Origin of the sequence: Maribacter antarcticus DSM 21422 (assembly GCF_000621125.1) — a bacterium.
GTDB classification, from domain to species: Bacteria; Bacteroidota; Bacteroidia; order Flavobacteriales; family Flavobacteriaceae; genus Maribacter; species Maribacter antarcticus.
Map to the genome: position 1 here is coordinate 240,228 of NZ_KK211214.1, position 26,313 is coordinate 266,540.

General features: G+C 38.5%; 25 protein-coding genes and 1 pseudogene. 21 read left to right on the forward strand and 5 right to left on the reverse strand.

What is annotated here, in order from left to right; genetic code table 11:
• Nucleotides 1–37: 37 nt before the first annotated feature.
• The 15 genes from Q360_RS0117500 (at nt 38) to tsaB (ending at nt 14,287) form a co-directional block, all read left to right on the forward strand.
• Nucleotides 38–1,015 (forward strand): cytochrome c oxidase subunit 3, encoded by a 978-nt coding sequence (locus Q360_RS0117500; RefSeq protein ID WP_027078228.1) that lies wholly within the window; start codon nt 38–40, stop codon nt 1,013–1,015.
• A 79-nt stretch (nt 1,016–1,094) separates the two neighbouring features.
• Entirely contained in the window at nt 1,095–1,478 is a 384-nt protein-coding gene (locus Q360_RS0117505) for a cytochrome C oxidase subunit IV family protein (protein ID WP_027078229.1), read from the forward strand.
• 212 nt (nt 1,479–1,690) lie between these two features.
• Entirely contained in the window at nt 1,691–2,323 is a 633-nt protein-coding gene (locus tag Q360_RS0117510) for a hypothetical protein (protein WP_027078230.1), read from the forward strand.
• Nucleotides 2,323–3,048 (forward strand): SCO family protein, encoded by a 726-nt coding sequence (locus Q360_RS0117515; RefSeq protein WP_027078231.1) that lies wholly within the window; start codon nt 2,323–2,325, stop codon nt 3,046–3,048. The genes Q360_RS0117510 and Q360_RS0117515 overlap by 1 nt, the downstream gene beginning before the upstream one ends.
• 1 nt (nt 3,049) lies before the next feature.
• Complete coding sequence (locus tag Q360_RS0117520; protein ID WP_027078232.1) at nt 3,050–3,583, forward strand: DUF420 domain-containing protein; 534 nt, start codon at nt 3,050–3,052, stop codon at nt 3,581–3,583.
• Nucleotides 3,584–3,585: 2 nt separating this feature from the next.
• The gene (locus tag Q360_RS0117525) at nt 3,586–3,801 is read left to right on the forward strand and encodes a hypothetical protein (RefSeq protein WP_027078233.1); all 216 of its coding nucleotides are present in this window, start codon (nt 3,586–3,588) and stop codon (nt 3,799–3,801) included.
• A gap of 116 nt (nt 3,802–3,917) precedes the next feature.
• A complete protein-coding gene (locus tag Q360_RS0117530; RefSeq protein WP_027078234.1) occupies nt 3,918–5,165 on the forward strand; it encodes an ABC transporter permease in 1,248 nt (415 codons plus the stop codon).
• Nucleotides 5,166–5,233: 68 nt separating this feature from the next.
• Nucleotides 5,234–6,493 carry an ABC transporter permease gene (locus tag Q360_RS0117535; protein ID WP_027078235.1) on the forward strand — a complete coding sequence of 420 codons (1,260 nt, stop codon included), beginning with the start codon at nt 5,234–5,236 and terminating at the stop codon, nt 6,491–6,493.
• Between the two features lie 35 nt (nt 6,494–6,528).
• Nucleotides 6,529–7,644, forward strand: coding sequence for an efflux RND transporter periplasmic adaptor subunit (locus Q360_RS0117540; protein ID WP_027078236.1), 1,116 nt, complete (start codon nt 6,529–6,531; stop codon nt 7,642–7,644).
• 107 nt (nt 7,645–7,751) lie between these two features.
• Nucleotides 7,752–8,453, forward strand: a complete 702-nt coding sequence (locus Q360_RS0117545; protein WP_027078237.1) for an ABC transporter ATP-binding protein — start codon at nt 7,752–7,754, stop codon at nt 8,451–8,453.
• On the forward strand, nt 8,446–9,681 hold the full coding sequence (locus tag Q360_RS0117550) for an ABC transporter permease (RefSeq protein WP_027078238.1): 1,236 nt from the start codon (nt 8,446–8,448) through the stop codon (nt 9,679–9,681). The genes Q360_RS0117545 and Q360_RS0117550 overlap by 8 nt, the downstream gene beginning before the upstream one ends.
• 1 nt (nt 9,682) lies before the next feature.
• Nucleotides 9,683–10,945, forward strand: a complete 1,263-nt coding sequence (locus tag Q360_RS0117555) for an ABC transporter permease (protein ID WP_027078239.1) — start codon at nt 9,683–9,685, stop codon at nt 10,943–10,945.
• Nucleotides 10,946–10,980: 35 nt separating this feature from the next.
• Entirely contained in the window at nt 10,981–12,132 is a 1,152-nt protein-coding gene (locus Q360_RS0117560; protein ID WP_027078240.1) for an efflux RND transporter periplasmic adaptor subunit, read from the forward strand.
• Between the two features lie 34 nt (nt 12,133–12,166).
• Entirely contained in the window at nt 12,167–13,534 is a 1,368-nt protein-coding gene (locus tag Q360_RS0117565) for a TolC family protein (RefSeq protein ID WP_027078241.1), read from the forward strand.
• Nucleotides 13,535–13,615: 81 nt separating this feature from the next.
• A complete protein-coding gene (tsaB, locus tag Q360_RS0117570; protein ID WP_027078242.1) occupies nt 13,616–14,287 on the forward strand; it encodes a tRNA (adenosine(37)-N6)-threonylcarbamoyltransferase complex dimerization subunit type 1 TsaB in 672 nt (223 codons plus the stop codon).
• A gap of 54 nt (nt 14,288–14,341) precedes the next feature.
• On the opposite strand, the gene Q360_RS0117575 is transcribed toward tsaB, so the two are convergent.
• From Q360_RS0117575 to Q360_RS0117585, 4 genes and pseudogenes are all read right to left on the reverse strand, one after another.
• Nucleotides 14,342–15,160: a mechanosensitive ion channel family protein gene (locus Q360_RS0117575; protein ID WP_027078243.1), complete on the reverse strand. Its 819-nt coding sequence runs from the start codon at nt 15,158–15,160 to the stop codon at nt 14,342–14,344.
• A gap of 85 nt (nt 15,161–15,245) precedes the next feature.
• Complete coding sequence (locus Q360_RS0117580) at nt 15,246–17,282, reverse strand: thioredoxin domain-containing protein (protein ID WP_027078244.1); 2,037 nt, start codon at nt 17,280–17,282, stop codon at nt 15,246–15,248.
• Nucleotides 17,283–17,362: 80 nt separating this feature from the next.
• Nucleotides 17,363–17,525, reverse strand: a pseudogene (locus tag Q360_RS25435) (dodecin family protein).
• Nucleotides 17,526–17,607: 82 nt separating this feature from the next.
• Nucleotides 17,608–18,516 (reverse strand): NifU family protein, encoded by a 909-nt coding sequence (locus tag Q360_RS0117585; RefSeq protein WP_027078245.1) that lies wholly within the window; start codon nt 18,514–18,516, stop codon nt 17,608–17,610.
• A gap of 203 nt (nt 18,517–18,719) precedes the next feature.
• Here Q360_RS0117585 and Q360_RS0117590 point away from each other — a divergent pair, with 203 nt between their 5' ends.
• Complete coding sequence (locus tag Q360_RS0117590) at nt 18,720–19,739, forward strand: PorP/SprF family type IX secretion system membrane protein (protein WP_027078246.1); 1,020 nt, start codon at nt 18,720–18,722, stop codon at nt 19,737–19,739.
• A 50-nt stretch (nt 19,740–19,789) separates the two neighbouring features.
• Here the strand turns inward: Q360_RS0117590 and Q360_RS0117595 are convergent, their stop codons facing one another.
• On the reverse strand, nt 19,790–20,968 hold the full coding sequence (locus Q360_RS0117595) for a vWA domain-containing protein (protein ID WP_027078247.1): 1,179 nt from the start codon (nt 20,966–20,968) through the stop codon (nt 19,790–19,792).
• A gap of 296 nt (nt 20,969–21,264) precedes the next feature.
• On the opposite strand from Q360_RS0117595, the gene Q360_RS0117600 reads away from it, so the two are divergent.
• The 5 genes from Q360_RS0117600 to Q360_RS26205 all read left to right on the forward strand — a co-directional run.
• Nucleotides 21,265–23,472 (forward strand): histidine kinase, encoded by a 2,208-nt coding sequence (locus tag Q360_RS0117600; RefSeq protein ID WP_027078248.1) that lies wholly within the window; start codon nt 21,265–21,267, stop codon nt 23,470–23,472.
• Nucleotides 23,469–24,200: a LytR/AlgR family response regulator transcription factor gene (locus tag Q360_RS0117605; RefSeq protein WP_027078249.1), complete on the forward strand. Its 732-nt coding sequence runs from the start codon at nt 23,469–23,471 to the stop codon at nt 24,198–24,200. Before Q360_RS0117600 ends, Q360_RS0117605 begins: the two co-directional genes overlap by 4 nt.
• Nucleotides 24,201–24,281: 81 nt before the next feature.
• Nucleotides 24,282–24,800 (forward strand): gamma carbonic anhydrase family protein, encoded by a 519-nt coding sequence (locus Q360_RS0117610; RefSeq protein WP_036196274.1) that lies wholly within the window; start codon nt 24,282–24,284, stop codon nt 24,798–24,800.
• Nucleotides 24,801–24,909: 109 nt separating this feature from the next.
• A complete protein-coding gene (gene fabD, locus Q360_RS0117615; protein ID WP_027078251.1) occupies nt 24,910–25,794 on the forward strand; it encodes an ACP S-malonyltransferase in 885 nt (294 codons plus the stop codon).
• A gap of 182 nt (nt 25,795–25,976) precedes the next feature.
• On the forward strand, nt 25,977–26,313 hold a 337-nt coding region (locus Q360_RS26205), incomplete at its 3' end, for a hypothetical protein (RefSeq protein ID WP_211251603.1).

Sequence of the window (26,313 nt, forward strand, 5' to 3'; positions counted from 1 at the left end):
AATTTGCTAAGGGGTCAATAAAACAATAAATCAGTCTATGGATACTACGATTACAACGGGAGAAGAAGAAAACGTTTGGGGTGGTGGCAATAGGCCTTTGGGGGCAAGCTACGGGAAATTAATGATGTGGTTTTTCCTAGTATCCGATGCTCTTACCTTTTCTGGGTTTTTAGCAGCATACGGCTTCTCAAGGTTTAAGTTTATGGAGACTTGGCCAATCGCTGATGAGGTATTTACTCACTTTCCTGGTTTTCATGGTGTAGATGCACCTATGTATTATGTTGCATTCATGACATTTGTTCTAATTATGTCATCTGTGACTATGGTATTAGCTGTAGATGCAGGTCATAAAATGAAAAAAAATGCCGTTACCTGGTATATGTTCGCTACCATTATTGGAGGTGCTATGTTCGTGGGATCTCAAGCATGGGAATGGGCGACTTTTATTCAAGGTGATTTTGGTGCTCTGGAGACAAAGGGCGGGAGGATTTTACAATTCGTAGATTCTGATACTGGAAAACGAGCTGCAATTGCCGATTTTTCTTCAGTGATTCCTGATGATAGAGTGGAACATGAGAAAAAGAACGGGATTTGGTATTATAATGAAAAAGCGCTTCCCTCATATTCTATAAATGAAGTGACCCAAGGGTTTCAGGAAAATTTAAATATTGTGATTAGAACAGAAGTTCTAAATGAAGAAGGTGAAAAAACCATATTGACTCGAGAAGAGTCATTACAGAAAATTAAAAGCGCTGTTATGGTGGTCGAAGGGGCTAATCTTGTGAGGAATGAGTACGGAAGTAGGTTGTTTGCAGATTTCTTTTTCTTTATAACTGGTTTTCATGGGTTTCACGTATTTTCTGGGGTAATGATAAACCTTATTATATTTTTTAACGTAGTGATAGGAACCTATGAGAAAAGAGGGCATTACGAAATGGTAGAGAAGGTAGGGTTGTACTGGCACTTTGTGGATTTGGTATGGGTATTTGTATTTACTTTTTTCTATTTGGTATAGGTTATAATAGACTAGCATTATAAATAGTATTGGCTAATAGTAATTATTTTAACAACGGAGTTTAAACAGAGCAGTTGAAATGGCAGAGGGACATAAATTAGAGATTTTTAGAGGGTTAGTCAAGTTTAAATCCAATACACAAAAGATATGGGGCGTCTTGGCTTTCTTGACCCTGATAACCGTAGTAGAGGTTGCTTTCGGTATTATCAAACCAGCAATACTAACGGGAACATATATATTGGGAATGAAACTCCTAAATTGGATTTTTATCATACTTACGTTGGTGAAAGCGTATTATATAGCTTGGGATTTCATGCATTTAAGAGATGAGAAAAGTGCGCTGCGAAGAGCCATTGTATGGACGCCTATATTTCTGGTGATGTATTTGGTCTTTATACTTCTAGTAGAAGCAGATTATATACACAACATCTATAAAGACGGATTCGTAACTTGGAATTTCTAAGATATAATTAACAGAATAAAAAGACGGTTTAATCACCGTCTTTTTTATTTTTGTATAACTAGGTTTGTGGTAGATTTATGGGAATGACAGAAAAGCGTTGAGAAGGGCCTAATGAATTCAAAAGCGTTTGCTAAATAAGGTTTGGGATGCCAAACACTAATAATTTTAGTCCATGCCGATTCGATATGGATCATATTAAAATACGTCAGTAGATGAAAAAGACTTTTGTACTTGTTGTGTTATTCATACTCCCCATAGTGGCCTACCTTTTTTTTGCTTCTGGGGTAAATAACTTTGGGAAACTATCGGTAGTAACAGAAGGGATTTCGGAACTTAGTTTTACAGATAGCAACATCAAGTTTGATCAGAAAATTACGATACTAGGGTTTTTGGGATATAACGTGGAAACAAAGAAAGGGAACGCGTTCAATCTAAATCAGAAAATATACAAGCGCTTTCACGAGTTTAGCGATTTTCAATTCGTTATGGTGGTCCCATTTGGTACTGAAGATGAGGTAGCCGACTTAAAAGAAGAGCTTTCCAATCTTGCGGACGTTTCTAAATGGAAGTTTGCTTATGCGGAAGACGAAGCTATCAAAAGCCTGTTCGCAGACCTTAAAACAGACATACAGTTAGCTGATGACCTAAGTACGCCATATGTATTTATTGTCGATAAGGATAGAAGTCTAAGAGGTCGCACAGATGACGAGAATAAGGGAACTAAATTTGGTTTTAACACCAACTCCGTGGCAGATTTAAACAACAAAATGGAGGATGATGTAAAAATTATCCTTGCAGAGTACAGGCTCGCCCTGAAAAAGAATAACGCAAACCGTTCAAAATAGTGAATAAGAAATATACATACGTCTGGGTTTCCTTAATTGTGCTCATTTTTGGTATTATAGTGGTTCCAAGAATAGTAGATAGACTTCAATCAGGCACTGTGGTCGATATGGATAGGATGAATATAGTACCACAGGAAAAAGGGTTGAGTTATGTTTTGTTGAATAAGGTCAAACGCAAGGTGCCTTCTTTTCAATTCATAAACCAAGATAGTTTGCTCATTTCAGATAAGGATTATATCGGTAAAGTGTATGTGGTTGAATTCTTTTTTACTTCATGTCCTAGTATTTGTCCCATTATGACGGAAAACATAGTAACCCTTCAGAATTATTTTAAAGATCAGCCAGACTTTGGTGTGGCCTCGTTTAGCATTACGCCAGATTATGATACGCCCAAGGTGTTAAAGCAGTATGCAAAAAAATATGGTATTACCGATATAGATTGGCATTTGTTGACCGGCAACAAAGAGGCTGTTTATGATTTAGCAAATAGTGGTTTTAATATCTTCGCTGCCGAGATGCCAGATTCTCCTGGCGGGTTTGAACATTCTGGTTTGTTTGCATTAGTCGATAGACAAGGATATATACGCTGCAGGTTAGATAAATTTGGTAACCCGATAGTGTATTACCGAGGAGCAATTACTAGAGAGATGGGAAAGAACGATTATGGCGAGGAAGAACAGATAAGTGTTTTACAGGAAGATATTCAGAAATTATTACAAGAATAATATGGAGGTAAGCAGTGTAAAAGAGAAACGATTTAATAGATTGATTACCGCAGTATCTATTGTGATACCTGTTGTAGTAGCTTTTCTTTTTGGAGTGAAGATACCCAATGTAGAACCCCTTTCCTTTTTACCACCTATTTATGCTAGTACAAACGGGTTAACCGCATTTTTATTGATTGTTGCGGTAATAGCCATAAAAAAGGGAAACCGGAGGCTACATCAAAACGTAATGACCTTAAACATTGCCTTAGGGCTATTGTTTTTGATTATGTACATCGCGTATCACATGACTACGGATTCTACCTCCTACGGTGGGGTGGGGATTGTGCGTTATGTGTATTATTTTATATTAATTACGCATATAGTGTTATCCATTGCTATTGTTCCATTAGTTTTAAGAACCTATGCTAAGGCATATTTGAAAGATTATAAAGGACATAGGGCATTGGCGAAATATACATTCCCGATATGGCTTTATGTAGCCGTTACTGGGGTCATTGTTTATTTAATGATTTCACCTTATTATATCCATTAAATATGCGAATAACCTTTGTTTTAATAGCATTTGTTTTAGTTTTTTTACGTCCTGAAACCATGGAGGCGCAATGTGCTATGTGTAGGGCTGTTTTAGAAAGTGAAGGGTCTGGGAGAACGGCAGAAGGCATCAATAATGGTATTGTTTACTTGATGGCAATCCCCTACGTTTTAGTGGCGGGCCTCTTTTATTTTATCTATCGTAAAATGAGGTCTTAACATAATTTTATAGATTTAACATTTTTTTTTATTTGATTGTGTAACATTGTGACGGATATATAGTCTTATCCATGTGCGATACGAGTATTGCGCTCATCAATCAAAAACCAATCAGCATGTTCGATTTAGAACGATGGCAAGAAATTTTCGACACTATTCGAAAAAATAAATTGCGAACTTTCCTTACCGGTCTTTCCGTAGCATCGGGTATATTCATCTTAGTAATTTTACTGGGTTTTGGCCAAGGCATGCAAAATGGCGTGGCAAAGGAGTTTGAACAGGATGCTTCAACAAGCGTGTGGGTATGGCCGGGAGTAACAACCAAGCAATATAAGGGTCTTAATCCAGGAAGGCGTATTCAACTGCGTAATGAAAACTACGATTTTGCAGCTAGACTCCTAGAAGATGAAATAGAAAACAAATCGCCACGATATTTTGTTCGTAACGCTTCCGTTAATTACGGGAAGGAATCATTGGCATATGGAGTTCAAGGAGTATCTCATCAATTTCAGTTTATAGAGAACGCATATATGTCTCATGGGCGTTTTCTTAATCATAGCGATGAAGTACATACCGCAAAGGTTGCGGTTATAGGCAATAAGATAAAACGGGATGTCTTTAAAGATACGCTAAGTCCGGTTGGTCAATTTTTAAAGATTTCAGGAATACTGTTTAAGATTGTAGGGGTGTATGGCGATATTGGTGGGGAACGGGAAGAAGAACGTATATTCATACCCATTACAACCGCACAAAAAGTCTTTAACGGTGCGGATTACATCAACAATATGAGTTTTACATTGCCGCCAGCCGAAAACTTTGACGCCGCCGTGGAACAATCCATAAAGTTTCGCAACAAAATTGAATCTTATTTAAAGCAGGTTCATAAGGTAGCCCCGGATGACACTAGCGCCATACAGGTCTTTAATCCAATGGAACAGGCAAAGCGTTTTTATAATTTGGGCTTGGGTATAAATTTGTTTTTTTGGTTCGTAGGTATCTGCACGATTATAGCTGGTGTGGTTGGGGTAAGTAATATCATGTTAATTGTCGTAAAGGAAAGAACCCGTGAAATTGGGATACGAAAAGCCTTGGGTGCCAAACCATGGTCCGTTATAGGCATGATTTTGCACGAGTCAGTTTTTATTACTGCAATAGCTGGTTTTACCGGGTTAATTTTTAGCATGAGCCTACTTGAAATAATTGGACCGCATATAGAAATCGATTACATAGTAAACCCTTCTGTGAATTTTAATGTGGCTTTGGCAACCGTATTTGTATTGATTTTTGCCGGTGCCGTCGCAGGTTTTTTCCCTGCTTGGCGAGCTGCCCGTATTCATGTCATAGATGCCTTAAAAGATGAGTAAGTATTTGGTGCTCCTAACTAGTACAGTGCTGTTTAGTGTTTCCCGAAAAAGAAGTTTAAAAGCAAAGAATGTTCAATAAAGATCGTTGGCAAGAAATTATAGAGGTATTGTCTACAAATGTGTTCAGAACCTTGGCAACCGCTTTTGGTGTAGGTTGGGGTATCTTTATCCTTATTATCCTGCTAGCTGCTGGTAAGGGTTTGGAGAATGGTATACGAGCAGATTTTGGAGATATCGCTACTAATACCATGTTCATGTGGTCGAGGAATACGACTAAACCTTATAAAGGATTGCCTAAGGGAAGGAATTATCGTTTTAAACTAGAAGACGTAATGGCTATCAATGAACGTGTCCCCGGTCTTCGATTTATTTCCCCAAGAAACCAGTTGGGAGGTTTTGGAGGAGCAAATAATGTCATAAGAGGTCTAAATGCAGGAGCTTTCAACGTCTATGGGGATTATCCGGAGATTATTAAGCAAGAACCCATGACCATCACCTCAGGGAGGTTTGTGAACCAGAACGATATAAATAACAATAGGAAAGTAGCCGTAATAGGCGACGGAGTTAAGAACGAACTCTATGATAAGGGAGAGGATATCTTAGGGTCTTACATCAAGATTCAAGGGGTTAATTTTATGGTGGTCGGAAGCTATAAAAAGAAAAATAACAATGGGGATGGAGAAGAAGGACAAAAGGAAATATTTGTTCCTTTTACAGCATTTTCACAAGCTTTTAATATGGGTAATGATGTGGGTTGGATGGCCATTACGGCAAACGATGGCTACTCTATTTCAAGCATGAAAGAAAATATTGTCAACGTGGTGAAGGAGAATAGGACTATTCATCCAGCTGATGAACGCGCAGTTGGCTATTTTGATTTGTACGAACAATTTAACAGGGTAGAATCCCTTTTTGGTGCTTTGCGCTGGGTGGCCTATTTTGTTGGGGTTCTGGTGTTGTTATCCGGTATTATCGGTGTAAGCAATATCATGTTGATTGTTATAAAAGAACGTACTAAGGAAATAGGTATTAGAAGAGCCTTGGGCGAAGACCCATGGTCTATAAAGAAACAGATATTAATGGAATCTATTTTTTTGACGATTATGTCAGGAATGGCGGGTATTATATTTGGCGCAGCGGTTATTTATGGCATCAATGCGATTTTGGATGCTGTTGGGCCGGTGGATATGTTCGTGAACCCAAGTGTGAGCTTAAGCGTAGTGGTAGGAGCCTTGGGTATTTTGATTATATCCGGCTTATTAGCAGGTTTCATACCTGCACAGAGTGCCATTAAAGTAAGACCAATAGAAGCGTTAAGGACAGAGTAACAACATCAATCATAAAAGAAAAGCAACCTAACAAAATGAAGAAATCGGTAACCATTATCATCCTATTAGTAATTGTATTGGCCTTTGGTGGGTCTATGTACTATTTGTATCAAAAAAATGCTGAAAACCCAGTAGTATATGAAACTGATGTGCCATCTAAACAAACGATTATAAAGAAGACCATGGCCACGGGTAGTATCCTGCCCTTAGAAGAGGTGCTTATAAAACCTAATATTTCTGGTGTCATCGAAGAAATATACGTGGAAGGAGGTGATTTTGTGAAGTCGGGCGATTTACTCTGCAAGATAAAAGTAGTTCCTAATCTGAATGCCTTGAACGATGCAAGGAACACTATTGACGGGGCTAAAATTGGTGTGGACGATCAAGTGCGTAACTTAAAGCGGCAAAAAGTACTCTTTGAAAAAGGGGTAATTTCCCAAGTAGATTTGGAACGCGCACAAGTATCTCATGATCAGGCCAAACAATCCTATACAGCCGCAAGAAAAAGATATGATATTGTAAAAACTGGTACCACCGCTGGTTTTGGGAAGGAAGCAAATACCCTGATTAGGGCAACGGTGAGCGGGATGGTGTTGGATGTGCCAGTCGAGGTTGGTAACCAGGTGATTGAAGCTAATAATTTTAATGAGGGCACTACGATAGCTGCCATTGCGGATGTAGAGCGTATGATTTTTGAAGGCAAAATTGACGAATCCGAAGTAGGTAAGATAAAGGAAGATTTACCCTTACAAATAACGGTAGGAGCTTTGGAAAATATTATTTTTAATGCGGTGCTGGATTATATTGCACCAAAGGGCAAAGAAGAGAATGGGGCCATACAGTTTGAAATTAAAGGGACCTTGCAAAAACAGGATTCGATATTTATCCGTGCAGGACTAAGTGCTAATGCCTCTATCATATTGGCTAAGGCTGATAGTGTTTTAGCAGTAAAGGAAGCCTTGGTCCAGTTTGATGTTAAAACAAAAAAACCCTTTGTGGAAATTGAGACGGGAGAACAGGAATTTGAACGTAGAGATATTGAAATCGGAATTAGTGACGGCATTCATGTAGAAATAAAATCAGGCATTGTTGAAGGGGATAAAATAAAGGTCTGGAATGAAGTGAAACCAGATGAATTTGCTCAGAATTAAAAAAAAATTAAAAAAAATTGAAGCTATTTTTGTAACATTCTTAATGGTTTGATGTCCTATTGATAGATGTCTTTTTTAAAAGCTTCCAAACAACAAAGAGAATTAATATGATAGAAATTAAAGATCTACACAAATCCTATAAAATGGGCAGCAATTCATTGCATGTACTAAAAGGAATAAATTTCTCAGTAGAAGAAGGAGAATTGGTTGCCATTATGGGCTCCTCCGGTTCAGGGAAATCCACTTTGTTAAATATTCTGGGTATGCTTGACGAATTGGATGAGGGGTCTTATACCTTGGACAACGTTGCTATCAAAAATCTTAATGAAACTAAGGCTGCTCAGTATCGTAACAAGTTTTTAGGGTTTGTATTCCAGTCTTTTAATCTGATTAACTATAAAAGTGCTGTGGAAAATGTAGCCTTGCCTTTGTATTATCAACGTGTAGGCAGAAAGGAACGACAGGAAAAGGCCTTAAAATATTTGGAGCAAGTGGGACTTAAAGAATGGGCGACACACTTGCCGAGTGAGCTTTCTGGTGGTCAGAAGCAACGTGTGGCTATAGCAAGAGCCATGGCAGCAGAGCCAAAAGTACTTTTGGCAGATGAGCCAACAGGTGCCTTGGATAGTACTACCTCCTATGAGGTCATGGATTTGATACAGAAGATTAATGACGCCGGGAATACTATTCTCGTAGTAACTCATGAAGAGGATATTGCCCAGATGTGCAAGCGAATCGTGCATTTAAAGGATGGCGTAATTGTCGAGGATAAAAAAGTGGAACAAGTAAGAGCCTCCCAATATGTTTAGCATTGATACCTGGAAGGAAATATTACAAACAATTCAGAAGAATAAGCTGCGTACTTTTTTGACGGGGTTCACTGTAGCCTTGGGTATCTTTATTTATGTGACCCTTTATGGCATGGGTAATGGTCTTAATAATACCTTCATGAAATTCTTTGGTAACGATGCTACCAATATTTTAAGGGTGTATCCCGACGAGACCACCATTCCTTTTGGGGGGTTCAAGGCAAAGCGGCAAATTGAGTTCAAGAATAGTGATTTAGTGGATATTTCCAAAGAATTTGCGCCGTTGATGCAATATATTACCCCACGAATACAACGCGGCGCTTTTGTAACCTACAAGGATAAATCTGATAATTATACCACGCGTGGTATAGCACCCGGTATGCAGTTGGCAGAGAATACCATTATGATGAAAGGAAGGTACATCAATGCAAAGGATATTAGGGATAGAACCAAATATGCCGTTATTGGTAGAATGGTAGAGAAAGACCTTTTTAAGGGTGCGGAGTCTATTGGGGCATACGTAGATGTAGCTGGTAGTGCCTTTAAAATTATCGGTGTATTTCAAGATGATGGCGGTGATAACGAGGAAAGGTTTATCTATATTCCCTTTACCACACGCCAGCTTATTGAAGGTAATAATGATAAAGTAGATGAGATTATAGTAGCATTTAATGAAGCCATTGGTTATTCCGGTGCTATGAAGTTGCAAAGAAACCTTGATGAATTCATCCGTAAAAAGAAAGTTGTGAGTCCAAATGACCCACGTGGTATACGAATCATAAACGTTGCTGATAGCCTAAAGCAGACGCAACAATTTGCTAGTGTGCTTCAGATTATTATTTCTGGAATAGCTTTTGCCGTTATTATTTCCGGTATCCTGGGTATCAGTAATATCATGGTGTTTGTGGTAAAAGAGCGCACGAAAGAAATCGGTATCCGAAAAGCTATGGGAGCAACACCCAAAATAATTATCAGCACCATATTGTTGGAGTCGATTTTCATAACAGCCATCTTTGGTTTTATAGGGATGATTCTCGGAATTATCACCCTTAATTCCATTGGGGGGAAAGTCTTAGAAGATGATTATTTTATAACAAACCCTTCCATCAATTCGGGAACGGCAATTTTTGTGACCATTCTATTGATTATCGCCGGCGCATTGGCGGCATATGTGCCTGCCAAAAGAGCGGCCCAGATAAAACCTATTGTAGCACTAAACGACGAGTAATATGAGACAGTTATTTGATTCGGATACGTGGCGAGAAATTTTTCAATCTATTGGAAAGAATCGCTTGCGCACTTTTCTTACCATGCTGGGTGTGTTTATAGGTATCTATATTTATATAGCCTTATCTGGGGCTGCCAAAGGTTTGGACAATGGCTTTGAGAAGGAATTTGAAACGGTGGCTCGTAATAGCATGTTCATTTGGGCACAAACCACAAGCAAGCCATATGCGGGCTTCAAGACCGGCCGCAGAATACAGTTAAAATTACAGGATGCAGAGGAACTCCGAAGGCAGGTACCGGAAATAGAGACCTTAGCGCCACGAAACGTTAGTGGTGTTTTCGGATCTAGCCCGGGCGTAATAACCCGAGGGATAAAATCCGGAAATTATTCTGTTTTTGGCGATTTTCCTGAATTCACCAAAATTGCTACCAAGAAAATATATGATGGAGGTCGGTTTATAAACGACGAAGACATTAAACAAGAACGTAAGGTTTGCGTGATTGGCGAGCGTACGCAAAAAGAATTGTTCGATGTAGAGGAAAACCCAATAGGAGGCTATTTGGAAATTGAAGATGTAAGCTTTCAAGTGGTTGGCGTACATAAATTTTCTGGAGGCGGCCCTTTTGATAACGATAGTGATATTTTCATTCCATTTACTACGTACAAAAAAATATACAATACGGGTGACAATGTAGCATGGTTTACGATTGCAGCCTATGATGATGCGGACGTTATAAAAGTGGAACAGGACATCAAGGCTAATTTAAGAAGGATTCATAAAGTCGATCCGGAAGATGAAAAGGCTATTGGCTCTTTTAATCTTGGTGAGCAGTTCAAAAAGATTTTTGGTTTTTCCAACGGACTTACATTTTTGTCCTTGATTGTAGGTATTGCCACCATCTTGGCTGGCGTTATCGGTATTGGTAATATACTTTTGATTTCTGTTAAAGAACGTACCAAGGAATTAGGAGTGAGACGCGCCTTAGGGGCCACCCCAACAGAGGTTCGGAATCAAATTTTAATTGAGGCCCTGTTTTTGACACTATTAGCAGGTATCATAGGTATTATTATGGGTGCACTTACCCTTAAAGGAATCGATGTTTTTACCCAAGATGTAGATTTACCCTATACGAACCCAACTGTACCTATACCTTATGTTATAGGCTCCTTGTTGTTAATGGTGATCTTGGGTGTACTCATAGGATTAATACCGGCACAAAGAGCAGTAAGTATAAAACCCATAGACGCCCTAAGGGAAGAATAATAAACGAAACCAATAAATACTAATATACCTAAGAAATGAACAAGATCGTAAAATACATACTCATCGGAGTTTTGGTGCTAGGAGCCATATGGGCAGCCTTATTCTTTATCAAAAGCAATAGTAAATCTGCCATAACCTACGAAACGCAGCAGCCGTTTATGGCGACCATTGAAAAAAAGACAGTTGCTACGGGGAAAGTAATACCTCAGGATGAGGTAGAAATAAAACCTCAGATTTCCGGAATTATCGATAAAATCCTACTGGAAGAAGGTGTAAAGGTAAAAGCCGGGGATTTGATAGCCGTTATAAAGGTAGTTCCCAACGAACAAGCCTTGTATCAAGCCCAAGGAAGGGTGCGTAATGCTGAGCTGTCGCTGAACAATGCCAAAATCGAATTTGAAAGGAGCAAAACCTTGTATGACAAAGGGGTTGTTTCAAACCAAGATTTTATCAACCAGAAGTTAGCCTTTGAGCAAGGGGTCCAAGAACTTAAAAATGCCAATGCCGATTACCAGATTATTCGTAGAGGGTCTATAGGTGGTTCAACATCCGCCAATACCGATATTAGAGCAACTGTGTCTGGAACGCTGTTGGAGATACCAGTAAAGGAAGGGGATCAAGTAATACAGGCTAATAACTTCAACGACGGTACTACTATTGCCACAATCGCGGATTTGAGTAAAATGATTTTTGAAGGTAAAGTGGACGAAGGCGAGGTAGGGAAGTTGACCGTTGGAACGCCGTTAAAAATAACTTTAGGGGCCTTGGAAGATGTAGAGTTAGACGCCAAGTTGAAATTTATTGCACCAAAAGGTTTAGAAGAAGCAGGTGCGGTTCAGTTTAAGATAGAGGGCGACGTAGAGGTTAGTGATGATGTATTCATCCGGGCGGGTTACAGTGCAAATGCGTCTATTGTTTTAGAAAAAAAGGAAGATATATTAGTGATTCCAGAAGCCTTGTTACAGTTTGATAAATCTACCAATAAACCCTATGTGGAGTTGGCTGTTGGTGCGGAAGTAGATCAGAAATTCAAACGTAAAAATATAGAAACAGGTATTTCAGATGGAGTAAATGTTGAGATTTTATCCGGCCTTACCGAGGAGGATAATATAAAGCAATGGAATAAAACGGAGCCCATTAAAAAAGGGGAGGAAGAAGATGCTGAAGGAGAAGAAACTGAAGAGTAAACATCAATCAAAACAATAATCAAAATAACGAAAAATGAAAAGTAAACTAAGCACTTTATTGCTTTTTCTGGCAATAACGGTCGCATCTGCACAAGGTAAAAAGTGGAGCTTACAAGAATGTGTCTTGTATGCCGTTGAGAATAACCTTAGCGTGGAGCAGTTTGAATTGGATTTGGAAAATGCCATGATCGATAAGTCAGATGCCATAGGTAATTTCTTACCGACGTTAAATGCAAACAGTCGGCTTTCCGGTAATACAGGTTTTTCTATTAACCCAACGAACAACCTTCCAACAAATACGACGCAGAACAGTATTGATGGTGGGATTACTACTGCTGTTACACTTTATGACGGATTACGAAACGTACACCGTTTGAATAGGGCGAAACTGAACGCGATTGCAAACGAGTTTAGGTTGGCGGACTTGAAGGACGATATACGATTGAGTGTTGCTACCTCTTACTTAGATATTCTTTCTAACAAGGAGGGCTTAAAGGTTGCTAGAGCGCAGTACAAGGCTACGGAACAAGATTTGAAAAGACTAACGGAATTAGTAAATTCTGGCGTAGTTCCTCGTGGCGATCTTTTGGACATACAGGCAACAGCTGCTACGCAAGAACAGCAAATCGTAAATACCGAAGGCAACGTGCAACTTTCAAAAATTGCCTTGGCCCAATTACTCCAGATAAGGGATTATGAGAATTTTGATGTTTCCGACGAAACGTTCGAAATTCCAATTTCGGATATATTGAACAACTCTCCCAGCACTATTTTTGCAAAGGCCTTGGAGTTTAGAAACGATATCAAGCTATCTGAAGCCAATATATCCTTAGCTGAAAAAGATTTGGCGATAAGCAAGGGTGCTTTAATGCCTACAGTAGGAGCCTTTTTTAATTATGGCACTAGATTTTCTGATGTAGCCCAAATACCTGGGCCACCATTAACTGCAGGAGGACCACCTGTTTTTTTTACGCCAAATTTTACAGATCAACTTTGGATTTTTGATGGTATTGCTTACGGTGTTCAACTTAACATTCCTATTTTTAATGGATTTAGTGTTAGAAACGGAATTGAGCGATCTAAAATAGCTGTAAAACAACGTAAAGTACAATTTGAGCAGGAAAAGCTTGACTTGGAAAATGTTGTTAACCAAGCCTATGTAAATGTAAATACCTTCTACAAGTCTTACGAAGCAGCAGAAAAGACGGCGGATGCTAGACGTTTAGCCTACCAATATTCTAAAGAACGTTTTGATGTAGGGTTGTTGAATGCCTTCGATTTCACTCAGGCACAGGCCAGGGTAGACAACGCTGAGGCCGATGTAGTACGTACAAAATATGATTATATTTTTAGATTAAAAATTCTAGAATTCTATTTCGGACTACCTCTTTCATTAGATTAAGCTAACGCAATTACTTGAAAAGCCTGTAAATTTTGAATTTATGGGCTTTTTCATTTTGCTGTTAACCGCTACCTTTGACGTATGGGATTAATATTAAATTTGGAGACTGCGACGACTAACTGTTCCGTAAGCCTAGCTAAGGATGGCGAATTGTTATCCGTAAGGGAGAACAACACACCCAACTACTCCCATGCGGAACAACTTCATGTATTTATAGCAGAATGTATGGCGGAAGCTAAGATAGCCCTAACTGATTTAGATGCTGTAGCAGTAAGTAAGGGTCCCGGCTCCTATACTGGTTTGCGCATTGGTGTTTCGGCAGCAAAAGGCTTATGTTTTTCTTTGGATGTACCTTTGATTTCTATCGCTACCTTAAAGAGTATGGCGAGTCAGGTTAAAGGGGGTTATGACTGTATAATTCCCGTATTAGACGCCAGAAGAATGGAGGTCTATTCGGCAGTTTTTGATATTGATTTAAACCAAATTAAGGATACCGAAGCTGAAATCATAGATGAGCATTCATTTACGGTGTATGCTCAGGATAAAACAGTTCATATACTAGGTAGTGGCGCCCAAAAAATTAAAGAAACACGGTCCCACGATACTATTTCTTTTAATACTGATTGCGTGCCCTCGTCAAAGGAAATGGCCGTCTTGTCTTTCGAAAAATATGTAGAGAACGACTTTGAAGATGTTGCTTATTTTGAGCCCTACTATCTCAAGGATTTTATGTTACAGACAAAGAAAAAATAAAACTTCCGAACATTGCTTTGCCTAGGAGTATCGCTTTTGAAAAAGTATATAGCACTAAGGCTGGTGTATTACCCGCTGCGGGAAAGGTATATCTATACCTTCTACATCAAATCTATTTTTAATTTCTTCTATAACGTAAAAATGAGCTGCCCAAAAAACATCGTTATTTGCCCAAAAGCGCAAGGTCAGATTTACAGAGCTATCACCTAATTCTCCCACGTATACTTCGGGATTAGGTTCATTTAGTATGTTTTTGTGCTGAGTGCAAATATCTAAAAGGATATCCTTCGCTGTCTTAATGTTAGAACCATATCCAATACCGATATCTATTTTGTCCCTTCTTGTTTCTTCAGCATTGTAATTGATGATATTATTGTTAGAAAGTTGACCGTTTGGAATGATTGCAATCTGATTCCCGAAAGTGGTTAGTTTTGTTGTGAATATGGATATTTCCCTTACCGTACCATCGACCCCTTGGGCAGAGATAAAATCCCCAATTTTAAAGGGTTTAAATAATAAAATAAGCACACCTCCAGCAAAATTAGACAGAGAGCCTTGTAGCGCTAAGCCTATAGCTAAACCTGCTGCACCAATAATGGCGACTAAGGAGGAAGACTGGACGCCTAGTTGAGTAATCACAAGCACAAAGAGTATAATTTTAAGACCTATAGAAATTAAACTCTGGGTAAAGGTTTCTAGTGAGGGATCATAGTCCTTTGCTTCAAAGAACTTGCGTATCATTCTGTTGATAAAGCGAATAAGATAGGTCCCCACTATCAAAAGAATAATGGCCATGATAAGGTTAGGTAGGGCATCCCAGAACCAATTTATAAAATTGTCTATATGCTTTTGGTAATCTGTAAATTGTTTCATGAAAATTATAATTATTTATCGTTTACTTTAATTTAGGCAAATGGATGCTTCAAGACAAGGAATACAATTTAAACTAATCCTACCTTTAATTTACGAGTAGTATTAACACTTCTTCTGTTCTGGTCAAAGGTAGTTTACAGGCGCCTTCCTCACAGATAAAAATTTGGGTTGTTTCTTTATTGTATCTGTTTTTTAATAATGAAAGCACTCCTTCGTGTTCGGAGCCGCAAATAATGCTTTGGGGAATGTAGCTGGTGCAAAGCTCCTTTCTTTTTTCTAAATAATTCTCACCCACTATTGCAATTTCATAAAAAGGCTTTTGGTGCAGGAGTAGGAGCGATAACCAGTTGGCGTGGTTCTCTGGGCGTTCTTTTACTGCTGGCTCCATACTTTGCATCATTTTTAAACTATGTTCGGCATATTTGGATGCCAAGCCAAACTTAGAGAGTTTGAAAAGGTTTATGGCCATCATAGAATTGGATGCGGGAACAACATTATCAGATACCTCCAGGGTTCTCCGCACCAACAGCGCATCTTCTTTTGAAGTGAAGAAAAATAGACCGGTAGCTTCATCTAGAAAATAGGTGTAAACGTATTCCGTCAGTAATGCTGCCTTCGTAAGCCACAACATATCGAAACTTACTTCGTACAATCCGATAAAACCGGCTATTACGGCTGCATAATCCTCTAAAAACCCGTTAATGGTTTCCTTATTTTTAGTATACGTGTGAATCAACTTTCCGTCTTCGGCCATAAGATGGGTCACTATAAAATTACCATTCTTGAGAGCCAACTCTAGGTATCGGTCGTCCCCTAAATACCTGTAGGCGTCGGTTATCCCTTTTAGTAGTAGTCCATTCCAGGAAGTGAGTATCTTATTGTCTAATCTCGGTTTGTCCCTAAGATTTCTTTCTTTTTTCAATAGAAATAGGCAATCAGATATACGAGTTTCTAAAACTGATATGGTCAAGCCGTGTTTCGTTGCAATTTGTTCTTTTGTTGCATCTCGAATGAGAACATAATTAGCATGCTCCCAATATCCATAGGTATTAATATTATAATAGTCTTTGAATACTGAGTATTGAGTTCCAAGTAGGCTTTTTAATTCTTTTTCCTTCCAAACATAATAGGCTCCCTCTTCTAATTTATTTTCTGAATTGGTACTATCCGCATCTAAAGAGGAATAAAAGCCATTGTTTGCTGCTAAAAGTTCTTCTTCTAAAAATTGAATGGTTTCTGTCACCACCCGCTTGTAAAGTTCGTTTTTAGTTTTTGCATAGGCCTTAGCGTATAGGCTAACCAGTTGGGCATTGTCATATAACATTTTTTCGAAATGTGGTACGTGCCACTTAGTATCCACTGCATATCTAGAAAATCCGCCACCTACATGGTCATAAATACCACCCCATGCCATCCTGGTAAGTGTGGTGTTTACATAATCGGATATGGAATCGTCTTTTTCTTCATGGGAATAGTGCAACAAGAACGTGAGGTTTACGGGCATCATAAATTTAGGAGCTCGTTTATAGCCTCCTAAAAACGTATCAAAGTAGTCGGACCAATTTAGTACCATTTGGCTCAGTTCTGTTACCGGCATTAGTTCTGTTGCAGTCCCTACAGTTACTTTATTGATTTCGGTAATGCCGTTAGCCATATTTTCAGCAAATCCTATTACTTTTTGCGGGTCTGCTATGTACAGTGCTTGTAGTTGGCTTAATACTTTTATCCAATCTTCTTTTTTTACATAGCTAGCGCCCCAAAATGGTCTGCCATCAGGCAGGGCAAGAATATTTAAGGGCCAGCCACCGCTACCAGTCATAATTTGCAACGCATCCATATAAATGTGGTCAATATCAGGGCGTTCCTCGCGGTCTATCTTTATGTTAATAAAATTCGTATTCATTGTGTTTGCAACGGTTTCATCCTCAAAACACTCTTGCTCCATTATATGGCACCAATGACAGGCGGCATAACCTATGCTAATGAGTAGTAACTTGTTGTCTACGCTTGCGTCTTTCAATATATCTTCCCGCCAAGGATGCCAGTCTACCGGGTTGTGAGCGTGTTGTAATAAATACGGACTTGTTTCTTTGATGAGCGAATTTGTGAATTTTTTAGGCATAAAGAGTAGGTGTTAAAACACTTATTTTTTTCTAAAAAAATAGCGCCTTTTAGGCGCTATTATATTTGATGCGAATGGTATTAATTTACTTCAAAGGTAATTTTTACATTAGCTCTAAACTCACTTATTTTACCGTCATCAACAGGGGCACTTTACTCGTTAAGAGAAACCGAACGTATGTTCTACCGGATTTTTTGTTGCATCTTCCCAACTTTTATCGGAATTCGCCAAAACTTCTATTATTTTAAAACTACCATAATTAGTGTTACTTACTGTTTGTTTTAAATTATAAAAAAAATGTATTAAATCTAAGTTTTACAAACAATTATCCGTTTATAGCAACTACTTCGTTCACTTTGTCGCCTATCATATTTTTGAGCATGGTCTCTATACCATTTTTCAAGGTATAAGTGGAGGAAGGGCAACCACTGCAAGCTCCTTGTAAGACCACATTTACTCTTTTAGTATCTGGTTCATAGGACTTGAAAAGTATATTACCACCATCACTAGCAACGGCGGGTTTAACGTACTCTTCCAAAATATCAATTATTTCTAGGGAGGTGTCATCTAAATCCACAGGGTGTTCTTCGGCTTTAGTGCTTTGAGGTTCAACTGTATTTACAGCTTTTGCCTGATCAGAAACTATTTCCTTCCCGTCTGCTATAAAATTCCGAATCAACTCTCTTACTTCAATAGTAATATCATCCCATTCCGCGACTTCGTATTTAGAAACGGACACATAATTATCATCTAGAAAGACCTGTTTTACGAATGGGAATTGGAATAGGTCCATCGCCAGAGGAGATACCCTTGCTTCGTCTATATTTTTAAATTCAAAAGCTGCGGCAACAATTTTTTTGCTGGCCACGAATTTCATAGTAGATGGGTTAGGGGTCACCTCTGCATATAAGGTAACAGGTATTGGTTTTCCATTATCTTCCTCGATTATAACGGGTTCACCGGAGTTTAAATACTCTACCAATTCTTGTGCAACTTCATCTTTTACATCTTCCCATTGCACAATATCGTAGCGCTCCAAGCCAATGAAATTTCCTGAAATATAAATAGTTTTTACAAAAGGTAAATGAAACAATTGTTGCGCCAAAGGTGAGTTCTTTGCATCATCAATATTCTTGAATTCATAATTTTTGCGATGCGCTAAAATATGATTGGCTTCAAATTTAATTATGGTGGGATTCTTGGTTCCCGATACGGTTATGGAATACTCTTTCATCTGTTGCTTTTATTTATTCAGATATCATTTGTCTAGAAGCTTTTTTTGGAGTGTTTCCTAAAATAGCGCGACTCGTTTTATGTGAATTTAATTTTGTACAAAAATACAAAGGAAATCTAAGTTTAGGCCTACATAATATTGTTATGGTTATGTCGTTATACAATATATTTGCCTCATTTCGAATCAAAGCCTTATTTTCCAAGATGAGATATAAATTTATAATAATAGTTTCTTTCTTAGTTTTTGGACTCAAGTCTATAGCTCAAGAAGGAATCCCAGTATATTTTGATTATCTGTCAGATAATTATTATTTGGTATTCCCTTCCATGGCAGGTGTAAGTCAAGGTGGTAAAATACGCGCCACAGCAAGAAAGCAGTGGTTCGATGTAGATGATGCACCAAGCTTACAAACAATAAATGCACATTTTAGGTTAGGAGATGGTCCTAGTGGTATTGGTGCTATAGTTTTTAACGATGCGAATGGCTACCACGCTCAGACAGGAATGAAACTTACCTATGCACACCACTTACGAATGGGAGGTGATGATGTTAGGGTTTTAAATCAACTATCTTTTGGGTTAAGCGGCACTATTTTACAAAGTAGTTTGGACGAATCCGAATTTAGATCAGTAATACCCGATCCGTCTATAGCAGGAATAAAATTAAGTGCTTCTTATTACAATGTAGATTTAGGCTTGTCCTATAATTTTCAGGAATTTTATTCCCATGTTGCTATAATTAATGCGCTAGGGAGTAAAAGGAACGTGTATTACAGAGATAGAGCAGACGACCCTAATCAATTGGTTATTGATAATATTAGAAGGTATTTGGTTTCTGCAGGGTATATTTTTGGACGCAACGAATGGCAAGTGGAGCCTTCCATACTTTTTCAATTAACCGATTTTACGAAAGAAAAAACAGTGGATATAAATGCCAAAATATACAAGGATGTTGATTTTGGAAGAATCTGGGGTGGGCTGTCTTATAGAAGAAGTTTTGATGGTGCCCAGTTTCAAACCGCAACTGGTTTTGGGGAGCAGCGCTTGCAATTGATTACCCCTATCGTAGGTGCCAATATCAAGAACTTTTTGGTGTCGTATAATTATTCGTACCAAATGGGGGACATCCGTTTTTCTAATGGCGGTTTTCACCAAATAACTTTAGGGTACGATTTTGGTCAAAAAGAGCGTAGGTACGACTGTTATTGTCCCGCAGCACAATAAAAAAGGCCTTTTTTCCATAGGAAAAAGGCCTTGTAGTTATTTTGGTCTGGTTACTCCCAGCTATAATTTTTTGCTTTAGCCTGTTTTTTAATTGCGCTAAGCATCGCATTTTCCAATTCACCGCTAGCATCACCTTTTCTGTTTTTTAGGATGTAAGCTTCTCTTTTTATATTTGAGGACTGTATTTCTTTCTGTATTTCTTCCCTTTCTGTCTTTTTGGTTTCAATGTAGCTTGTTATTTCTTTTTTGGATTTATCTTGAAGTATTTCGGGTAGTTGGTCTTTCTTAACCTCATCAACGTCAAAATCTTTGTCTTCATAAGCATCTACCAAATCCCACTTTTTATTGTTATATAAGCTAGAACTTTTACTAACTGCTCTTTTTATAGCAACTGCTTCCTCCAGTTCCATGGCGTTATTATCTTGTAGGGACTGCATTTCCATTTTAGACCTTCCGAGGGCACCATAGGAAAGATAGGTTCCGTTCAGTTTTGTATTTAGTTTGATAATGATATCGTCAAATGGGGTATCTATATGAGCCATCGTTCTGTTATGGTCTATGGCCATGTATTCTCCTCCGGTAAGCACCGCTCCGTTTTTCCAATCTGTGTTAATGCCTTGCTCATAGTTGCCACAGAAAATAGTATTTACTACAATGTCTTTTTTTTTGGCATTGGTGACGGCATCTCGATAGTTTAGTTTTCCTTGGGTAAAGGGTTCGTTGCCAGCTATAAAAATCATTTTTAGATTATCTTCATTGTTACCCCAATCCAATTGTTTTAAGGAAGTTTGTATGACTTCTCCACAATACTCTTCGCCGCCATTGGTGCGTAATGAAAACAATTTTTCGGATATTTCATCTAAGTCACTACTAAAGTTGAGGACTTGCTGAATATACCCTTCTCGGGAAGATAGTCCGTCGTTTCCATATTGATAAATAGCAATTTGGAGTTCTGGTCTGTTATCGTTTTCACATTTTGCATGGGTAAACTCGTTCACGATATCCCAAAGCTGTGACTTTGCTTGGTTAATTAGTCCGTCCATGCTATTGCTTGTGTCCAGTAGCAAAGCTATCTTAACGGTATTATTTTTGGTGATTGTGATTGTCGGCGCTACCGCTTGCGCAATGATAGGCTCGTTAATTGGTTTAAGTTTTAACTCACAACTGTAGCCCAAGGTCAAGGATAGGCTGATCAGACCTGTAGTAATTATTTTTCTGTACTGTTTCATGTTAATTTGCTTTAAGATTACAAGGGTAAAGCTAGCGGCAAACTATTTCTTGAACTAACGAAATTGAGCGAACACCCCCTTTGAATGAGGGAAGTGCTTGGATAAGTTTGTAACCGTGTTTATTTGCGGTTTTAATGACCTAATACTTGATTTTCTATATTTTTTAGTACCGTGTAAATCCGCTATTTTTACAGTAATTATGTGTTGTTAAAACCTATAATGAGCTTTTCATAAGCGATCATAAGACCTTGTTTTCTAAATGAAAGCTATTTCTTTTGGTGAGTTATTTTATTACTATGAAAAAATTTGTCTGCTACATAACGGTATGCTTCTTTCTAGGAAACTTCATGGGCCTTTCACAAAATAGTTCTGGCGTTACCCAATTGAAAATCAAGGGTACGGTTCAAATGAAGACTAATTTAGCGCCTATTTCTGGGGTTATGGTAACAACATCTTCGGGAATACAAACGTTTACGGATGGCTTTGGGAATTTTGAAATAAATACGTCATTAGGGGAATTGCTTATAATTGAAGACCTTGGTTTTGAAACAGTACGGCTTCGTATCAAAAGTAAAGATGATATTTTAGTTCAGGTAGAAGATTATATTTCTAAAGATAAAAAAGAGCCTGCCTTTTCCATGTCCCAATCATCTGCTTCCCTGCATCAAGCCTATTTGGATTCAGCAACGGCCTATAAAAAAACGGATATCGCCAAGAGTATTGATTTTGTGGCCCAATCAATAGCGCAATTAGGAACTCTTGGCAATAAGAAGGAATTGGCCAGGTCATTGACCACCTTAGGGGAGATATACCTTTTTCATAAGCAATACGATTTGGCAGTCGATAATTTTGAGGATGCTTTAACCGCGAACAAAACAATAGGAACCTCTTTGCTGTTGGGAAAAACGTATAGTATTACAAAGCAATTTGTAGCCGTTGAAAAAGTAATGAATCCGCTTAGGGAAATCAAGAATATGTTACCCTATCAGCGCGTTACCATGTATGAGTTGTTAGGAGATGCTAAGACGGGGTTAAATGATATTTCAACGGCAGTTTCCTTTTATAATAAAGGATTAACGGTGGCCGCCAAAAATCAGATCACACCAAAAATGACTGATCTCACTTCTAAAATAGCGGATGCCTACGCACAAGGGAACCAACTTGTAGCGGCGGAAACCTATTATGACAACTCCTTGCAGCTTGCGAACAAACTAGCGCCTAAACGTGCTTTACAAGAAGAGGGAAAGGTAGCCGATTTTTATAATAAAAAAAATCAGTTTGTAGAAGAAATCGCTATGCGTAAGAACAGTTTGGCGACTCTTAAAAAGCTAAATACTGCCAAACAGGGCAGTTCCAGAGCAGAATTTGGTGACACTATTACGACCCAGCGCATCAATTATAAAATTGCCAATGCCTATATTTCTCAGGACAAGTATAACGAAGCCATTCCATTTCTGGAGAAAAGTATTGTTGAGGCCGACTCAGAAGATGATTTATTAGTGCAGAAAGACGCAACACGTAAGTTATCCGAAGTCTATGAATTTAAAGGAGATTTTAACTTAGCTCTGGATACCTACCAAGAGTATGTAGCATTGGTAGACACATTGTATATACGAAAAGAACAGGAGATTTCTAGGGCTGCCCGTTTTAACCGAGAAATTGCATCTACCCAAAGTAGGATTACCGGTTTAGAGCAGGAGCGGGAATTGTCCCAAAGCAAATACGATCTAGCCTTAACACAAAAAGAACTCTCTGAGGAAAGTTATAAAAATCAACGTTGGGTGATTTATTCCTTGATTTTTGGTCTCGTACTCATGGCGCTGGCGGCTTTCTTTTTTTATAGGAGTAATCAGCAACAAAAACTGGCCAATAATCTTTTAGCATTAAAGTCCCTGCGCTCGCAGATGAATCCTCATTTTATTTTCAACGCTTTAAATTCAGTAAATAATTTTATTGCAAAAAGTGATGAACGCAGTGCCAATAGGTATTTAAGTGATTTTTCAACTTTAATGCGGTCGGTGTTGGAAAACTCCGAGGAGGACTTTATCCCACTTTCCAAAGAGTTGAATTTGTTAGAATTGTATATAAAACTAGAACATTCTCGTTTCCCGGATAAGTTTGATTATTGCATCAACATAGATGAACACTTGGATATTCCTAGTTTTCAGATTCCACCCATGTTACTCCAGCCATATATAGAAAATGCAATTTGGCACGGGCTTCGGTATAGGGAAGAAAAGGGTATGCTGGAGGTGAGCGTAAGGTCTAAAGGAGATGATACCTTACAAATTTGTATTTCCGATGATGGTATTGGAAGAAAAAAATCTGTAGAATTAAAAACACATCATCAGAAAAAAAACCGTTCTAAAGGTATGGGTAATATAAAACAGCGTGTTGCCATATTGAACGATATGAACAAAAACAAGGTGTCCGTCAATATATCCAATCTAAACAAAGACGGCTCTGGAACAAAAGTAGTTTTCACCTTAAAAAACGACGTATGATTCTAAATGCAATACTTGTAGAGGATGAAGCTAATAGCAGGGAAATCCTCCGAAATTATATAGGTAAATACTGTCCCAAGGTACATTTGGTAGGAGAGGCGGCTTCTATAAAAGAAGGTTTAGAGCTAATACAGAAAAATGAGCTCGATTTGATTTTTTTAGATGTAGAAATGCCTTTTGGAAATGCATTTGATCTTCTGGAGCAAGTTCCAGACAGAACGTTTGAAACTATTTTTGTTACGGCCTATGATCACTATGCAAAAGATGCCATTAATGAGCATGCAGCATATTATTTAATGAAGCCTATACATATAGATGAGTTGATTAAGGCTGTGGAATATGTTTGGGAGGTAAAGAAAAAAGAAGGAGGTTTACAACGAGGTGTTTTAAATACAAAGGCAAAAGGAATAGCAGGAAAGTTGACTCTGCCGCAGCAAGATGGCTTTCAAGTATTAAATATAGCCGAGATACTATATTGTAAGGCGGATGACAACTACACAGAAATATTTCTAGAAAATAAAAAGATATTGGTAAGTAAGACCTTGAAGTATTTTGAGGAGGCACTAGCAGATTTTCCTTTTGCCCGCATTCATAAATCGTATTTGGTAAATGTAAACGAAGTAGTGAAGTATAAAAGGGGTAAGGGTGGTAGTGTAGTTGTTTCCAATGGAAAGGAGTTATTGGTGTCTGCTTCTAAAAAGAAAGATTTTTTATCATTTTACGATTGATAAAAGTACCGTGATTGATTTAAAGTGTGTAGTAAAAAGTGGTTTGTGAAAATCTAAGGTTGAGATATAAAAGTAAGTAATATGATAAAAGCAGTACGGGGTAAATCGCCTATAATAGGGGAAGATTGTTTCATTGCCGAAAACGCAACCATTGTTGGGGAGGTGAGCATGGGAAAGCAGTGTAGTGTATGGTTTAATGCGGTGCTACGCGGAGATGTCCATTATATAAAAATGGGGGATAAAGTAAATGTGCAAGATGGTGCAGTAATCCATTGCACCTACAAAAAATCACCTACCATTATTGGTGATAACGTGTCCATAGGGCATAATGCTATCATACATGGGTGCACGGTCAAGGATAATGTGCTGGTAGGGATGGGAAGCATTATTATGGACGATTGTATTGTTGAAAGTAATAGCATCATTGCCGCCGGAGCCGTCTTGACGAAGGGCACCCACGTGCCATCAGGAAGTATATTTGCCGGAATGCCTGCAAAAAAGATAAAAGATATAAGTCCAGAGCTAAGTTCTGGAGAAATTAACCGCATCGCAGAAGCCTACATTATGTATGCCGGTTGGTTTAAGGAGGAGGATAAATAAAGGGTAATCTAACATATAGCATGACTTCTGTCATAACAAAAACTAGATTTTTATCCAAAGGTGGACATCAATATTATATGCTTATTTTTGTACCACAAAATTCGAAAGCATGAACGCATATATATTTCCTGGTCAAGGAGCTCAGTTTGTAGGAATGGGTAAAGACCTCTATGAAAACTATCCAATTGCCAAGGAACTCTTTGTTCAAGCTAATGCTATTCTAGGTTTTCCCATCACTGACATTATGTTCAACGGAACGGCGGAAGGCTTAAAGGAAACTAAAGTGACCCAACCGGCTATCTTTTTGCATTCGGTGATTTTGAGTAAAGTTATGGGAGACTCCTTTAAACCAGATATGGTGGCAGGACACTCCTTGGGTGAGTTCTCTGCTTTGGTCGCAAATGGTGTGCTGACTTTTGAAGATGGCTTAAAATTGGTTTCCCAAAGGGCATTGGCCATGCAAAAGGCTTGTGAAGCGCAGCCCAGTACCATGGCTGCCGTTTTAGGTTTAGACGATGAAGTTGTGGAACAGGTTTGTAGGGATACGCCAGGCATAGTGGTCGCTGCTAACTATAATTGTCCAGGACAATTGGTTATTTCAGGAGAAGTGGAAGCGATTAATTTAGCTTGTGAGAAAATGAAAGAAGCAGGAGCAAAAAGAGCTTTGGTATTGCCAGTTGGTGGTGCATTTCACTCCCCATTGATGGAGCCTGCACGGGAGGAATTGGCTGCCGCAATAGAAGTAACTACCTTCGGCACCCCTACATGCCCCATTTACCAAAATGTAAGTACAACCTCAGGTATAGATGCCGCTGAGGTAAAAAAGAATCTTATTTTACAACTTACCGCCCCAGTCAAGTGGACGCAGAGCGTACGAAACATGGTGGCGGACGGAGCATCTTTGTTTATGGAAATAGGCCCTGGTAAAGTCTTGCAGGGCTTGGTTAGAAAAATAGAACCTACGGTACAAACACAATCTCCCATACTGGAATAATACGGTTATTTCTAAATCTTACATTTTAACCTAAATATTGTTTTTTAACCTGATATATAAGGGTTTAAGTGTTTTTTTTTAGTAATATTGGACCTTGATTTTTGATGTAAACACACTGAATCACTTTTATGTTTAGTGCAGTTTGTTCAAATAATAGTCTATAAAAAAAAAGAATGTATACCATGTTTGCATCATTTTTAAGTACTTCTAAAATTCCCATAAATCTATTGTTTTTTGGGGTATTCCTTTTGTTGGGATTTAGCGGGTATGGGCAAGATTTTATCAGCATCGACAACCTTACCTTATCTGAAGGTGATGCGTCCACAACGGCATTTACTTTTACAGTTAGTGTGGATGGCGGCGGCAATGCCGCGTCGGACATCGACTTCGTTTATAATACGGCCGATGGCACTGCGACCCTATCGGATAATGATTATGTACAAGTGTCTGGCGGTAGCGGTACGATAACCGCTGGCACCCCAAGCACGACGGTAACCGTGCAAGTTAACGGAGACACGA

Bases quoted from the DNA above. Each gene is read 5' to 3' on its own strand.
- Q360_RS0117525 (WP_027078233.1), top strand. From the start codon at position 3,586: ATGCGAATAACCTTTGTTTTAATAGCATTTGTTTTAGTTTTTTTACGT.
- Q360_RS0117590 (WP_027078246.1), top strand. From the start codon at position 18,720: ATGAGATATAAATTTATAATAATAGTTTCTTTCTTAGTTTTTGGACTC.
- Q360_RS0117540 (WP_027078236.1), top strand. From the start codon at position 6,529: ATGAAGAAATCGGTAACCATTATCATCCTATTAGTAATTGTATTGGCC.
- tsaB (WP_027078242.1), top strand. From the start codon at position 13,616: ATGGGATTAATATTAAATTTGGAGACTGCGACGACTAACTGTTCCGTA.
- Q360_RS0117535 (WP_027078235.1), top strand. From the start codon at position 5,234: ATGTTCAATAAAGATCGTTGGCAAGAAATTATAGAGGTATTGTCTACA.
- Q360_RS0117550 (WP_027078238.1), top strand. From the start codon at position 8,446: ATGTTTAGCATTGATACCTGGAAGGAAATATTACAAACAATTCAGAAG.
- Q360_RS0117555 (WP_027078239.1), top strand. From the start codon at position 9,683: ATGAGACAGTTATTTGATTCGGATACGTGGCGAGAAATTTTTCAATCT.
- Q360_RS0117520 (WP_027078232.1), top strand. From the start codon at position 3,050: ATGGAGGTAAGCAGTGTAAAAGAGAAACGATTTAATAGATTGATTACC.
- Q360_RS0117580 (WP_027078244.1), bottom strand. From the start codon at position 17,282: ATGCCTAAAAAATTCACAAATTCGCTCATCAAAGAAACAAGTCCGTAT.
- Q360_RS0117530 (WP_027078234.1), top strand. From the start codon at position 3,918: ATGTTCGATTTAGAACGATGGCAAGAAATTTTCGACACTATTCGAAAA.
- fabD (WP_027078251.1), top strand. From the start codon at position 24,910: ATGAACGCATATATATTTCCTGGTCAAGGAGCTCAGTTTGTAGGAATG.
- Q360_RS0117565 (WP_027078241.1), top strand. From the start codon at position 12,167: ATGAAAAGTAAACTAAGCACTTTATTGCTTTTTCTGGCAATAACGGTC.
- Q360_RS0117595 (WP_027078247.1), bottom strand. From the start codon at position 20,968: ATGAAACAGTACAGAAAAATAATTACTACAGGTCTGATCAGCCTATCC.
- Q360_RS0117585 (WP_027078245.1), bottom strand. From the start codon at position 18,516: ATGAAAGAGTATTCCATAACCGTATCGGGAACCAAGAATCCCACCATA.
- Q360_RS0117600 (WP_027078248.1), top strand. From the start codon at position 21,265: ATGAAAAAATTTGTCTGCTACATAACGGTATGCTTCTTTCTAGGAAAC.
- Q360_RS0117610 (WP_036196274.1), top strand. From the start codon at position 24,282: ATGATAAAAGCAGTACGGGGTAAATCGCCTATAATAGGGGAAGATTGT.
- Q360_RS0117505 (WP_027078229.1), top strand. From the start codon at position 1,095: ATGGCAGAGGGACATAAATTAGAGATTTTTAGAGGGTTAGTCAAGTTT.
- Q360_RS0117575 (WP_027078243.1), bottom strand. From the start codon at position 15,160: ATGAAACAATTTACAGATTACCAAAAGCATATAGACAATTTTATAAAT.
- Q360_RS0117560 (WP_027078240.1), top strand. From the start codon at position 10,981: ATGAACAAGATCGTAAAATACATACTCATCGGAGTTTTGGTGCTAGGA.
- Q360_RS0117510 (WP_027078230.1), top strand. From the start codon at position 1,691: ATGAAAAAGACTTTTGTACTTGTTGTGTTATTCATACTCCCCATAGTG.
- Q360_RS0117500 (WP_027078228.1), top strand. From the start codon at position 38: ATGGATACTACGATTACAACGGGAGAAGAAGAAAACGTTTGGGGTGGT.
- Q360_RS0117605 (WP_027078249.1), top strand. From the start codon at position 23,469: ATGATTCTAAATGCAATACTTGTAGAGGATGAAGCTAATAGCAGGGAA.
- Q360_RS0117545 (WP_027078237.1), top strand. From the start codon at position 7,752: ATGATAGAAATTAAAGATCTACACAAATCCTATAAAATGGGCAGCAAT.